The sequence below is a fragment of the Pseudomonas floridensis genome (genome assembly GCF_002087235.1).
GTDB lineage: Bacteria > Pseudomonadota > Gammaproteobacteria > Pseudomonadales > Pseudomonadaceae > Aquipseudomonas > Aquipseudomonas floridensis.
In genome coordinates this window covers 36,121-49,564 of sequence record NZ_MUIO01000018.1, presented here as the reverse complement: position 1 = coordinate 49,564, position 13,444 = coordinate 36,121, and the positions used below count along the sequence as shown (strand labels likewise).

At 61.2% G+C, this 13,444-nt stretch carries 10 protein-coding genes; all 10 read left to right on the top strand.

Annotated features, from left to right (window positions below):
• Positions 1–25 precede the first annotated feature (25 nt).
• Positions 26–1,783 (top strand): bifunctional alpha/beta hydrolase/class I SAM-dependent methyltransferase, encoded by a 1,758-nt coding sequence (locus BZK31_RS06260; protein WP_083181924.1) that lies wholly within the window; start codon positions 26–28, stop codon positions 1,781–1,783.
• On the top strand, positions 1,780–3,132 hold the full coding sequence (locus tag BZK31_RS06255; RefSeq protein WP_083181923.1) for a phosphatase PAP2/dual specificity phosphatase family protein: 1,353 nt from the start codon (positions 1,780–1,782) through the stop codon (positions 3,130–3,132). The genes BZK31_RS06260 and BZK31_RS06255 overlap by 4 nt, the downstream gene beginning before the upstream one ends.
• A gap of 39 nt (positions 3,133–3,171) precedes the next feature.
• Entirely contained in the window at positions 3,172–3,627 is a 456-nt protein-coding gene (locus BZK31_RS06250; RefSeq protein ID WP_083181922.1) for a hypothetical protein, read from the top strand.
• A gap of 8 nt (positions 3,628–3,635) precedes the next feature.
• Positions 3,636–4,268, top strand: a complete 633-nt coding sequence (locus BZK31_RS06245; RefSeq protein WP_083181921.1) for a lysophospholipid acyltransferase family protein — start codon at positions 3,636–3,638, stop codon at positions 4,266–4,268.
• The gene (locus BZK31_RS06240; protein ID WP_083181920.1) at positions 4,268–5,197 is read left to right on the top strand and encodes a phosphatidate cytidylyltransferase; all 930 of its coding nucleotides are present in this window, start codon (positions 4,268–4,270) and stop codon (positions 5,195–5,197) included. Before BZK31_RS06245 ends, BZK31_RS06240 begins: the two co-directional genes overlap by 1 nt.
• A 112-nt stretch (positions 5,198–5,309) precedes the next feature.
• On the top strand, positions 5,310–6,710 hold the full coding sequence (gene lpdA / locus BZK31_RS06235) for a dihydrolipoyl dehydrogenase (protein ID WP_083181919.1): 1,401 nt from the start codon (positions 5,310–5,312) through the stop codon (positions 6,708–6,710).
• A gap of 183 nt (positions 6,711–6,893) precedes the next feature.
• Positions 6,894–8,513 carry a glucan biosynthesis protein D gene (locus BZK31_RS06230; protein ID WP_083181918.1) on the top strand — a complete coding sequence of 540 codons (1,620 nt, stop codon included), beginning with the start codon at positions 6,894–6,896 and terminating at the stop codon, positions 8,511–8,513.
• Between the two features lie 313 nt (positions 8,514–8,826).
• A complete protein-coding gene (locus tag BZK31_RS06225; protein WP_083181917.1) occupies positions 8,827–10,131 on the top strand; it encodes a hypothetical protein in 1,305 nt (434 codons plus the stop codon).
• Between the two features lie 10 nt (positions 10,132–10,141).
• Positions 10,142–11,470 (top strand): glycoside hydrolase family protein, encoded by a 1,329-nt coding sequence (locus BZK31_RS06220; RefSeq protein WP_083181916.1) that lies wholly within the window; start codon positions 10,142–10,144, stop codon positions 11,468–11,470.
• 72 nt (positions 11,471–11,542) lie between these two features.
• Positions 11,543–13,426, top strand: a complete 1,884-nt coding sequence (locus tag BZK31_RS06215) for an acyltransferase family protein (protein ID WP_083181915.1) — start codon at positions 11,543–11,545, stop codon at positions 13,424–13,426.
• Positions 13,427–13,444 lie beyond the last annotated feature (18 nt).

Here is a 13,444-nt window from a genome sequence, read left to right as displayed (position 1 = left end):
AAGCCACCGGCTCAAGGACGTTGCAATGCGTGAGATGAACGATCGGCGCTTCACGACTCATGACGGGGTAGAGCTGTTCTACCGCCACTGGCCGGCGCTAACGTCGCCCGTCGATGCGCCGCGACAGGCCGTCTTGCTGTTTCACCGTGGTCACGAACACTCGGGACGCATCGCGCATCTGGTCGATGAACTGGACCTGCCGGGTTTCGATTTTTTCGCTTGGGATGCGCGCGGCCACGGCCAGTCGCCCGGTGCTCGCGGCGACAGCCCCGACTTTGCGACCAGCGTGCGTGATGTGCAGACTTTCGTCGATCACCTGAGTGCAACGTTCGATATCGCCGAAGAGAACATGGCCGTGATTGCGCAGAGCGTCGGGGCTGTCATCGCCGCGACATGGGCGCACGATTACGCGCCGAAGATCCGCGCTCTGGTGCTCGCCTCGCCGGCCTTCAAGGTCAAGCTCTACGTGCCTTTCGCCCGTTCGGGGCTGGCACTGCTGCGCCGGTTCAAAGGCAACTTTTTCGTCAACAGCTACGTCAAGGCACGGTTCCTCAGCCACGATCCACAGCGTATTGCGTCTTACGACAGCGACCCGCTGATCACCAAGGCGATCTCGGTGAATGTTCTGCTGGGCCTGTACGAAGCCGCCGACCGGGTGGTCGCCGATGCGCAGGCCATTCAGATCCCGACCCAACTGCTGATCTCGGGCGCAGACTTTGTGGTGCATCGCGGCCCGCAGGAGCGCTTTTTCGACAGGCTCGGCAGCGTGCGCAAGGAAAAACACATTCTGCCGGGCTTCTTCCACGACACCCTCGGCGAGCGGGATCGGCATCTGGCGATCAGCCGTGCGCGGCGCTTCGTGCTGCAGAATTTCGAAAGCCCGATGCTGCGCCCTTCCCTGCTGGACGCTGACAGGCTGGGCGTGACGTGTGCCGAGTCCGAAGAACTGGCCGCGCCGCTGCCGCACAATTCGCTGCGTGATCTGTACTGGCGTATGACCCGCGCCAGCATGCGTCTGGGCAGCAAGTTATCCACAGGGGTCAAGCTGGGCTTCGACACCGGCTTCGACTCCGGCAGCACGCTGGATTACGTGTATCGCAACAAGCCTACGGGGACGGGCGCGCTGGGCCGGATGATCGACAAGAACTACCTGCAATCCATCGGCTGGCGCGGCATTCGTCAGCGCAAGCTGCACGCCGAAGAACTGTTGCGCCTGGCAATGGCGCACTTGCGCAATCAGGGCAAACCGGTGCGCATTGTCGATATCGCCGCCGGGCATGGCCGGTACATTCTTGAATCGCTGCAGGGCGTCGATCCGCTGCCGGAGTCGATCCTGTTGCGCGATTACAGCGACATTAATGTCCGCGACGGCAGCCTGCTGATTGAGCAGAAGGACCTCGAAGACGTGGCACGCTTCGTCAAGGGCGACGCCTTCGACCGCGACGATCTGGCAGCGCTGGACCCCAGGCCGACGCTGGCGGTGGTGTCGGGTCTGTATGAGCTGTTTTCCAGCAATCAAATGGTGGGCGATTCGCTGGCCGGGCTGGCCGCCGCCGTCGAGCCAGGCGGCTATCTGGTCTACACCGGTCAGCCGTGGCACCCGCAACTGGAACTGATCGCCCGCGCTCTGACCAGCCATCGTCAGGGCCAGGCCTGGGTGATGCGCCGTCGCAGCCAGTCGGAGATGGATCAACTGGTCGAGGCCGCCGGCTTTCGCAAGATCACCCAGCGCGTGGATGAATGGGGGATTTTCACGGTATCCCTCGCGCAGCGCATTCAGTGAACGGGGTTCGCGAAGCGGGCCTGTGGAAAAGAGCGGTAGTCTGGCTGCTGGTGCTGGCACCGTTCTTTTTCGCCAGCTACGGCTTTGCTACCTGGTACACCGCCCAGCGCAGTGACGTCGGCAGCATGGCATTCGGCTGGGAAACCCAAATGCCGTTCTGGGCGTGGACCATCGTGCCCTACTGGTCCATTGACCTGCTGTACGGTTTTTCATTGTTGGCCTGCCTGACCCGTCGCGAACTCGATACCCATGCATTACGCCTGTTCAGCGCGCAGTTGATTGCCGTCAGTTGCTTTCTACTCTGGCCGCTGCGCTTCACTTTCGAGCGTCCGGAACTGGACGGCGTGTTCGGCTGGTTGTTCGCGGTGCTGGCAGGCTTTGACAAACCCTTCAATCAGGCACCCTCGCTGCACATCGCGTTGCTCGTGGTGCTGTGGGTCTGCTACGACCGCTACGCACGGCACTTTCACGTCGCATGGCGCTGGTTGCTGCACAGTTGGTTCGCGCTGATCGGCGTTTCAGTACTCACCACCTACCAGCATCACTTCATCGACTTACCCACAGGTGCGTTGGCCGGCTGGCTATGCGTCTGGCTCTGGCCGGACGAAGGCCGCAGTCCGCTGCTGTCCGCTCGCCTGACGCGCCAGCCGCAGCGGCTCAGACTCGCGGCGTATTACGGCATTGGCGCGCTGCTGCTGGCGATACCGGTGTTCGGCCTGCGCTCAGGCTGGCTATGGCTGGCGTGGCCGATGGTGTCGCTGCTATTGGTGGCACTCAACTATCTGTTGTTCGACGCGGCCGGTTTTCAGAAGCGTGCCAATGGGCGTTTGAGCCCGGCCGCCTCGTGGCTGCTCGCCCCTTACCTGCTCGGTGCATGGATCAACTCACGGCTGTGGACAAAACGGCGACCCGAACCCGATCGGGTTGTGGACACAGTCTGGCTCGGCCGCCTGCCCAGCGCGAACCAGTTACAGCCGTTCATGGCGGTTGTGGATATCTGCGCCGAGTTGCCACTACGTGCCAGTTCACGAAGTTATCAACAGGTGGCGGCGCTGGATCTGGTGCCGCTGACGGTCGAGCAATGCAGGCAGGCTGCAGACGTCATCGAACGCTTGCACGCGCACGGTCCGTTGCTGGTGTGTTGCGCGTTGGGATACTCACGCAGCGCCATGGCGGTGGCCGCGTGGCTGTTACAGAGCGAACGTGCCCGGTCTGTGGAAAACGCACTGACGCTGATTCGCACGGCCCGACCAAGTGTAGTGCTGGGCGCCGCGCATGTGGATAACTTGACTGAGTTCAATGCGGACACCATCAGGGAACGAACCCTGCACGTTGCTGCCACGAGCTGATCGTGTGTTGAACCGACTTACTCACAGGAGTGCTCATTGATGTCATCGGAAATGCAGCTGCATGTCGTTGCCGCGTTACTTCGTCGAGGCAAATCACTGGATTATTTGTCCACAGGTCTGTTGTTGCTGAGTCTGCTGTTCGGTCTCGTCCAGCTGTGGATAAATGTGGCCAATGCCCTGACGCTGATGCTCATCGCTTGCATGGTGCTGACCGGCGCACTGGCCAAGTCTCAGGCGTTTCGGGTCGCGTTCGACGCCGATCTGTTTCAGCACATGGCCGACCGGCCAAGCCAGCTGAGTGATCGCACCCAGGAGCTCGACCAGGTGCTCGCCGAACTGCGACTGCAACCGGCGCAGAAGGCCGGTCGTACCTGGGCCCTGCGAACGCAGGGCGCGCTTCGGCAACTGCGTCTGCAAGTGCGCTACATCGTGCTGCAGTTGCTCTGGCTGCTGGGCGTCATTTTCATCTTTCCCTGGCTGTCCTTTGCTCAATAGGAATCGTCATGTTCGAACCCCTGGTCGCCACGCTCATTACTGCCGGTGCGCGCAGTATTACCGGTGCGCGCAGCCTGTGGCTGGGTTGCACGCCTGAACTCAGGCAGCGGATCTATTACGCCAACCACAGCAGCCACGGCGACTTCGTATTGCTGTGGGCCTCGCTACCGCCAGCCCTGCGCAAATCCGCCCGGCCGGTCGCCGGTGCCGATTACTGGCAGTCCAGCCCGCTACGGCGCTACATCATCAACCGTGTGTTCAATGGCGTGCTGGTCGAACGCAATCGCAGCAAGACGGCAGACACGCCGGTCAGCAATCCGTTACAGCCGATGCTCGATGCGCTGGAAAACGGCGACTCGCTGATCCTGTTTCCCGAGGGCACGCGCAACCCTGATGAAGGCCTGCTGCCGTTCAAAAGCGGGCTGTACCACCTCGCGCAGCGTTATCCACAGGTGGATCTGGTGCCGGTGTGGATATCCAATCTGAACCGCGTCATGCCCAAGGGCCGCATGCTGCCGTTGCCGTTGTTATGCACAACCAGCTTTGGCGCGCCCTTGCGCCTGGACAGTGAAGAAAGCAAAGAGCAATTCCTTGCCCGCAGTCGCGACGCACTGCTGGCCCTGGCACCGGAGCCGCTGTAATGGATAACCAGACTCAATTGCTGTTCATGGGCATCGGCGCGGTCCTGCTGCTGGCCTCGCTGATCGGCTATGTGCTCAAGCGCAGGGCTGGCGGCCCCAATGCCGTGATCGACAACCTCAACGCCAGGATCAACGCGTGGTGGGTGATGGTGGTGGTGATTGGCATTGCGTTCTGGCTTGGCCAGGGCGCGGTCATTCTGCTGTTCTACGCCGTATCGTTCTACGCCTTGCGCGAGTTCCTGACCCTGACGCCGACACGACGCAGCGATTACCCCGCGCTGGTCGCCGCGTTCTACCTGGCATTGCCACTGCAGTACGTGTTGATCGCGATGAACTGGTACGGGCTGTTCTCGATCTTCATCCCGGTCTACGTATTCCTGCTGCTGCCGATCCTCGCTTCGCTGGGCGGTGACAGCAAACACTTCCTGGAGCGCGCATCGAAGGTTCAATGGGGCCTTATGATCGCGGTGTTCTGCGTGTCCTACGTCCCGGCGCTGCTGACCCTGGAAATCGCCGGTTACGAAGGCCGCAATCTGCTGCTGATCGCTTATCTGGTGATCGTGGTGCAGATCTCGGACGTGCTGCAATACGTGTGCGGCAAGCTGTTCGGCAAACGCAAGATCGCGCCCAACCTGTCGCCGTCCAAAACCGTCGAAGGCTTTGTCGGCGGTATCGCCCTGGCCTCGCTGATCGGCGGTGCGTTGTGGTGGATCACCCCGTTCAACCCGTGGCAGTCAGCGTTGATTGCATTGCTCATCAACCTGTTGGGTTTCGCAGGCGGCATCGTGATGTCAGCGATCAAGCGTGATCGGGGCGTGAAAGACTGGGGCCACATGATCGAAGGTCACGGCGGCATGCTCGACCGTCTGGACTCGGTGTGTTTCGCCGCGCCGATCTTTTTCCATCTGGTGCGGTACTGGTGGACCTGACAGCACTTGCGCAAGGCCGCTGAACAAGTAAACATTACGAACGTCATCAATACAACCGCGGCGGTGCGGGCTACGCTGGCCTGAACGGCCATGAACCAGACAGGAGCGAGCAATGAGCAGCTATGACGTAGTGATAATCGGCGGCGGACCGGGCGGCTACAACGCGGCCATCCGCGCAGGTCAGCTGGGCTTGTCGGTGGCCTGTGTCGAAGGGCGCGAAACCCTCGGCGGCACTTGCCTGAACGTAGGCTGCATTCCATCCAAGGCCTTGCTACACGCTTCCGAGCTCTACGAAGCCGCGGCCGGCGACGCATTTGCCAGACTGGGTATCGAGGTCAAGCCCACGCTCAACCTGGCCCAGATGCAAAAGCAGAAGAACGAGAGCGTGCTGGCGCTGACCAAAGGCATCGAGTTTCTGTTTCGCAAGTACAAGGCCGAGTGGATCAAGGGCTGGGGGCGCATCGCAGGGCCCGGCAAAGTCATCGTCACCGACCATCAGGGTCAGGAAACCGAGTTGCTGGCCAAGGACATTGTCATCGCCACCGGCTCGGAACCGACACCGCTGCCGGGCGTGGAGATCGACAACAAGCGCGTTCTGGACTCCACCGGCGCCCTCGCGCTGGCGCAGGTGCCCAAACATCTGGTGGTCATCGGCGCAGGCGTGATCGGGCTGGAGCTGGGTTCGGTGTGGCGCAGGCTCGGCGCGCAGGTGACGGTGGTGGAGTTTCTCGATCATGTCGCCCACGGCACCGACCTTGAGGCCGGCAAGACGCTGCACCGCTCGCTCTCGCGCCAAGGCATGGCGTTCAAGCTCAATTCGAAGGTCACCTCGGCCGTCAGTTCCGAACACGGCGTGACGCTGACGGTGGAGCCTGCGTCGGGGGGCGAAAGCGAAACCATCGAAGCCGATTACGTGCTGGTGTCCATCGGGCGTCGTCCGGTCACCAAGGGGCTGGGCCTGGAAACCATCGGGCTTGAGGTCAACAAGCGCGGCGTACTCGAAAACGAGGGGCATCGCACCTCGGTGCCGAATGTCTGGGTCATTGGCGACGTCACGTCCGGGGCGATGCTCGCCCACAAGGCCGAGGATGAAGCCAGCGTCTGTCTGGAGCGGATTGCGGGCAAGGCCGGCGAGGTCAATTACAACCTGATCCCCAACGTGATCTACACGCAACCGGAACTGGCCAGCGTCGGCAAAACCGAGGAGCAGCTCAAATCCGAAGGCCGCGCTTATAAGGTCGGCAAGTTTCCGTTCAGTGCCAACAGCCGGGCCAAGGTCAACCACGAGACAGAAGGTTTCGCCAAAGTGCTGGCCGATGAGCACACCGACGAGGTGCTGGGGGTGCATCTGGTGGGTCCGTCGGTCAGTGAAATGATTGCTGAATATTGCGTGGCCATGGAGTTCTCGGCGTCTTCCGAAGACATCGCGCTGACCAGCCATCCACACCCGACTCGCTCGGAAGCCTTGCGCCAAGCGGCGATGAGCGTGACCGGTCAGCCGACACAGTCCTGAAAATCAGCGTTTTTGCACCGCCAACGCCGCCATCGTCGAGGATGAGCGGCGTTTTTTTTCGGCCTATTTTCGAACCGGATCTCGTCTTTGTTATCTGTTGTGGGTAGTTTGCGTTCGGCAAGGAGTCGTTGGCGCGCCATTTTTTGTGCAGGACGCACAGAATTACCTAGAGGCTTCACCCTTATGAATCGCAGGAATCTCCTGAAAGCTTCCATGGCGTTGGCCGCTTATAGCAGCGTGTCGGCTTCAGGGCTTTTTGCGGCCCGCGCACTGGCCGCAGCAGCCGATGGCGAGATCGAGCATTTCGATTTTGCAGAGTTGCAAGCACATGCGAAAAAGCTGGCTGGCAAAGGTTATGTGAGCACCAAGCAGGTGTTGCCACCGGTGTTGGCAAACTTGACCCCACAGCAGTTCAACGCAATTCGCTACGACCCGGCACACTCCTTGTGGAAAGACGTTCACGGCCAGCTGGACGTGCATTTCTTCCACGTCGGCGCAGGCTTCAAGACGCCGGTGCGCATGTACAGCGTCGACAAGGAGACCAAGCAGGCACGTGAGGTGCACTTCCGCCACGACCTGTTCAACTACGAAAGCAGCGGCATCGACAAGAACCTGGTCAAGGGCGATCTGGGCTTTGCCGGCTTCAAGCTGTTCAAGGCGCCTGAAATCGCCATTAACGATGTGGTTTCGTTCCTCGGTGCCAGTTACTTCCGCGCCGTCGACAGCAACAAACAGTACGGACTGTCGGCGCGCGGCCTGGCCATCGACAGCTACGCCAAGCGTCAGGAAGAATTCCCGGACTTCACCAAGTTCTGGTTCGAAACTCCGGACAAGAACGCCACGCGCTTCGTGGTCTACGCCCTGCTCGACTCGCCGAGCGCGACCGGCGCCTATCGCTTCGACATCGATTGCCAGGCCGGTCAGGTGGTGATGGAGATCGACGCGCACATCAACGCCCGCGTCGACATCCAGCAGCTGGGCATTTCACCGATGACCAGTATGTTCAGTTGCGGCACTCACGAGCGCCGCATGTGCGACACCATCCACCCGCAGATCCACGACTCGGATCGCCTGTCGATGTGGCGCGGCAACGGCGAATGGATCTGCCGTCCGCTCAACAACCCGGCCAAGCCGCAGTTCAGTGCGTTCTCGGACAATGACCCGAAAGGTTTCGGTCTGGTGCAGAGCGATCACGAGTTCTCCAGTTATCAGGACACCGTGGTCTGGTACAGCCGCCGTCCAAGCCTGTGGGTCGAGCCGATCACGCCGTGGGGCGAGGGTGAAGTCAGCCTGCTGGAGCTGCCGACCACTGGCGAAACCATGGACAACATCGTGGTGTTCTGGACACCGAAAACCCCGGTCAAGGCCGGCGATTCGCTGAACTATGGCTACAAACTGTTCTGGAGCCCGCTACCGCCGGTGAGCACGCCGCTGGCGCAGGTGCATGCCACACGTTCCGGCATGGGCGGCTTCCTGGAAGGCTGGGCGCCGGGCGAGCATTACCCGAAAACCTGGGCCCGCCGTTTCGCGGTGGACTTCCACGGCGGCGGTCTGGACCGCTTGCCGGAAGGCACGGGCATCGAACCGATCGTGACCGTAACCCACGGCAAGGTGCAGGACTTCAACATCCTGGTCCTGCCGGACATCAAGGGTTATCGCATCACCTTCGACTGGGTGCCTGACAGCGACTCGGTCGAGCCTGTGGAAATGCGCATGTTCATCCGCACCGGCGACCGCACCCTGAGCGAGACGTGGCTGTATCAGTACTTCCCGCCAGCACCGGACCGTCGCAAGTATCCTTGACCCACGGAGCAGGAGCGGATTCGTCCGCTTCTACTGTTTCCCGCTGGCTGGTGCACAACCCTGTAGGAGTGGACTTGTCCACGAAAGCGATACGTCAGGCGGCACTCATCGGATAATCCGCCAATCCTGACGAATTAATTGACAGTTTCCCGAACTGCGACTGATATACGTCTTGTCATGCCGTTGCGAGCATTCGCTCCAGACTTCTTGTTGATCCCCACAGGCTTCCCCTTCTATCGACCCGCCCGTCGCGGTCGTCGGGCGGTAGCTTTGTCCGTTCGAATTTCCAGACGCCATTCAGAAGGCAGACATCATGGAGCTGAATCCAGCGAACAGAGCCGGCGATTCGTCGTCGATCATTTCCTTCGATAAATCCACCGTCGTCGTTCTGGTCGCGATCAGTCTGCTGCTGGTCGAGACCTTTTCCGGCGCGTTGCGCTTCTACTTCGACAAGGCGGGGATCAGCCCTCTGCTCTATCTGCCCAAGGTCGCGTGCATCCTGCTGTTTGCGCTGGAGCTGCGCACGTTCAAGGCCGGACGGCTGTTCTGGACGTTCATCGTGCTGTGGGCGATTTCCGGGCTATGGGCCATGCTGCACCGCGCCAGCATCCATAACCTGGCGTTCAGCCTGTTCGCCCTGAGCCCGCTGGTGTTCGGGCTGGTGTGCAGCGAGCACCTGATTCATCGCCGCAAACTGCTCTGCTGGGCCGTCGGCTTCTGCCTGCTCGCCTCGCTGGCAGGTGTAGCACTGGACAAATTCACCGCCGTGCCGTGGAAAGGCTACAGCTACAACGTGGGCGAAACCGAGCTGAGCGCCAACACCACCTGGAGCGCAGATGAGGTGGACCGCGTTGCCGGGTTTGCACGGGTGTCCAACGTACTGTCGATCCTCATCGCGTTTTATACCCTGTACCTGTTCATGTTCCTGCGCTCGCGGCTGGTGATGATGCTGCTCAGTGCGGTGGCGCTCTACGCCATCGTGCTCACCACCAGTAAAGCGCCCGCCGGGGCCTTCGCATTGACCATGGGTCTGTTGCTGATCCAGCGCATGAGCTGGACCTGCCGGATTCTGTGCGTGCTGGTGGTCTTCATCGGTCTGCTGCTGCCGACGCTGGGGCTGGTGATGAGTTTCGATGCGCGCACGGTGAGCAGCAGCGGCAGCACGCTGGCTTCGTTCTATGACCGGCTGATCAACACCTGGCCCAACGTGATCAACGCCCTGAGCCGCGAAGGCTGGGTGCTGACTGGCGCAGGCTTCGGTCTGGTCGGCAGCACCATGGGCATCTTTCCGGTGGAAGGTGCCGGGATATTCCTTGGCATGGACAACTCGGCGCTGTACCTGTGGGCCATGTTCGGCGTAATGGGCGGGTTGCTGTACGCGCTGCAGATTCCGCTGCTGTTCAAGCTGATCGAAGACGAAAGCCGGGTCGGTCGCATGCTGCTGTCGATCAGCGTCTGCTGGTGCCTGATCAGCTGGACCACTGACATGTTCGAAGTCGCCATTGCCAATCTGTTTGCAGGACTGGCCATCGGTTACGTGATCACCGCAAGGCAGGAGGCGTTCATCACGCCCAAACCGTCGGACCTGCAACTGACCGCCCTTCCCCATCTGCGCTGAGGAGGCCGCCATGAGCGTCTGCCTGCGTCACGTGGCGCGTCTTGCGCTGCTGGGCTTTCTGGGCTGTGTGCCGTTGGCACATGCCGAGGCGCCTTTCATTGTCGGCATCGCGACACACCTGATGAACTTCGACCGCCCGCCGAAAAAACCGTTGATGCTGACCGCCGAAGCCGGCTTCAATTCGGTCAAGGACGATATCTTCTGGTCGACTGCCGCGCCAACGCCCCACGAATTGCGCATCACCCCGCAGTGGCGCAATTACCTGACCATCGCACGGGAACTGCACCTGAGCCGGTTGGCAATACTGGGCTACAGCACATACTTTCACGACAACCGGAAACCGCGAACGCCCGAAGTCATGACGCCGTTTCTGAACTACGTCGATTACGTCACCCGCCAACTGGGCAACCGCGTCAGTTACTACGAAATCTGGAACGAGTGGGACCTGGAGGCATCCGCCGATCCTCAACTGGCGCTGGATTACGTGACGCTGGTGCAGAAAACCGTGCCGGTGATCCGCAAGAACACCCGTGATGTCAGCGGGCCGCAGGCGAAGATTCTGGCAGGTTCGGTGACGCCTGACGGCATGAAATTCGGGTTCGCCGATCCCTTGATCGAAAGCGGCGCGCTGGACCTCGTCGACGGCCTTTCGGTGCACCCCTACGCCCACTGCGCGGCGGACGATGGCAACACACCCGAAGCCTGGGTGCGCTGGATGGCCGATTACGAGCAGTACATCCGCACCAAGGCGGGCCGCGATGTGCCGATCTACCTGACCGAGATGGGCTGGCCCAGCCATCAGGGCCCGTGCGGCAAAAGCAAAACCACCCAGGCGCTGTACATGGCGCGGATCTATTTTCTGGCGCGCACCGTGCCCAACGTCAAAGGCATGTGGTGGTTCGACCTGTACAACGACGGGCCGGACCGCTATGACCAGGAACACAATTTCGGGCTGCTCAACGAAGACCTGTCGCCCAAACCGGCCTACACGATGATGAACGCCATCGCGCCGGTGGTGCGTGACTTTACCTACGATGCCCGGGCCAGCTCGCTGACGCAGGACCTCTATCAGTTGCACTTCAGCAAAGGTGAAGAACGCGTGGTGGTGGCGTGGGCCATCGGCAAACCGCGTGATGTGCAGGTCACCAGCGAAAGCCCCATGAGCGGCCCCGTGCAACTGATCGACACCGCCTACGCCGAGCGCGGCGAGGTAGACAGCGAGCAGTCATGGGCCTGCGAGGGCAACCCGTGCACGGCGTCGATTAACCTGATCCACTTCCCCAAGATCATCAGGTTGAGCCCCAAGGTGGGCGCACGCCAGATCGCTGACAAGCAGTAATTTCATACTCCGCGTCGTCCTGCACCTTCGTGAACGCGTCCCCTCGATCATCCATCTGACCGGCACTTTCCTATGGATTTCAGAAAAGACATCAATGGCCTGCGCGCCATCGCGGTTATCGCCGTGCTGCTGTTTCACTTTCATCCTGCCTGGCTGCCGGGCGGCTTTGCCGGGGTAGATGTGTTTTTCGTGATCTCGGGTTACCTGATCACCGGGATCATCATGCGCGGCCTCACGAACGGGACGTTCAGCCTGAAGGGGTTCTATACATCCCGCGCGCGGCGCATCATTCCGGCACTGGCCGTGGTGTGCATGGTCCTGCTTGCACTGGGCTGGTTCTACCTGCTGCCGCTGGATTACGCCGCCTTGGGCACGCACGTCGCGAGCAGCCTGGGGTTCGTCTCCAACTTCGTCTACTGGCGCGAGGCCGGTTACTTCACCGCCAACGCCCATGAGAAGTGGTTGCTGCACACCTGGTCGCTTTCGGTGGAATGGCAGTTCTACCTGCTGTACCCGATAACGTTGCTGGCGCTGAGCCGTTTCGTGGCTCTGCGTCATCTGCGCTGGTGGATTCTGACGGGCAGTCTGGCCGGCTTCGGACTGTGCGTCTTCGCCTCGGCGCGCTGGCCGGAACCTTCGTTCTACCTGCTGCCGAGCCGAGCCTGGGAGTTGCTGCTGGGCGGCGTGGCCTGCCTGTTTCCCGTCAAGCTCAAGCGGGTGGAGAGACGTATTCTTGAAGCAGTCGGGCTGGCGCTCATGCTGGCCAGTTTCTGCCTGGTCTCGGTGCAGGATCTGTGGCCGGGCTATCTGGTGCTGTTGCCGGTGCTGGGCACGTTCGCGGTGATCATCGCCGCCCGGCAGCACTCGCTGCTGACCACCAATCCGCTCTCGCAATGGACCGGCAAACTGTCGTACTCGCTGTACCTCTGGCACTGGCCGGTGGTGGTGCTGATGAACTACGCCGGGTGGCTGGGCAATACCGCCCATGTCGTGCTGGGCATCGGCGTCGCGTTTCTACTGGCCATGGCTTCGTACGGATTGATTGAAAGGCCAACGGGCCGTTCGCGGCGGGAGCAGCGCTGGATATTCCCCGCATTGGGCACGCTGGTCGTACTCGTGTTCGTCGGCGGCACGGCGGTGAGCGCGACTCAAGGCATGGTGTCGCCGCTGCGTGAAATCAGTCAGTCCGACAAGGCCTCGTTCATTCAGGATTACGTCAATCGGCAGCAGAACCTGTACGAGCCTTACTGGCTCAAGTGCGATGCGTTTTCGGCGTTCACTCAGCGGGGCCAATCGGCGATCGATGAGTCGTGCACGCGCAAGCAGGGTGAAGGCGGCGTATTTCTGTGGGGCGACTCCCACGCGCAAGCGCTGTCGCTCGGGTTGCGCACCCAACTGAGCAAGAACACGCCGTTCTATCAGGTGGCCTCGGCCAGTTGCCGTGCCAGCCTGAGTGTTCATCAGGGCCGAACCTCGCCGACCAGCAGGGCTTGTGACTACTCCAACCGACTGGCACTGCACAGCATCGAAACGCTGCGCCCGAACACGGTGGTCATCGCCCAGAAGGACGGGCATGACCGGACCGACTGGAACGGCATCGCGATCCGGCTCAAAGGCTACGGTGTGAAGCATGTGGTGTTGATCGGCCCGTTGCCACAATGGAATCCGTCGCTGCCCAGTGTCATCGCCAACCGCCATTGGGGCCTGAATGAATCACACATCAGCGATCCGGCCCTCGATCAGGGGGTGATGGCGGTAGATCAGCCGGCCCGACAACTGGCCGAATCGGCGGGCATCCAGTTCGTGTCATTGATCGACAAACTGTGCGTCGCCGACGCCTGCCTGGTACGCCTGGAAGACACCGATTCGCTGCTGCAAATCGACTCGGGGCATCTGAGCACGGAAGGCTCGCTGTACGTGGTGAAACACTACGTGCTGCCCGAACTGGTGAATTAACGGCAAATGTCACCTGGA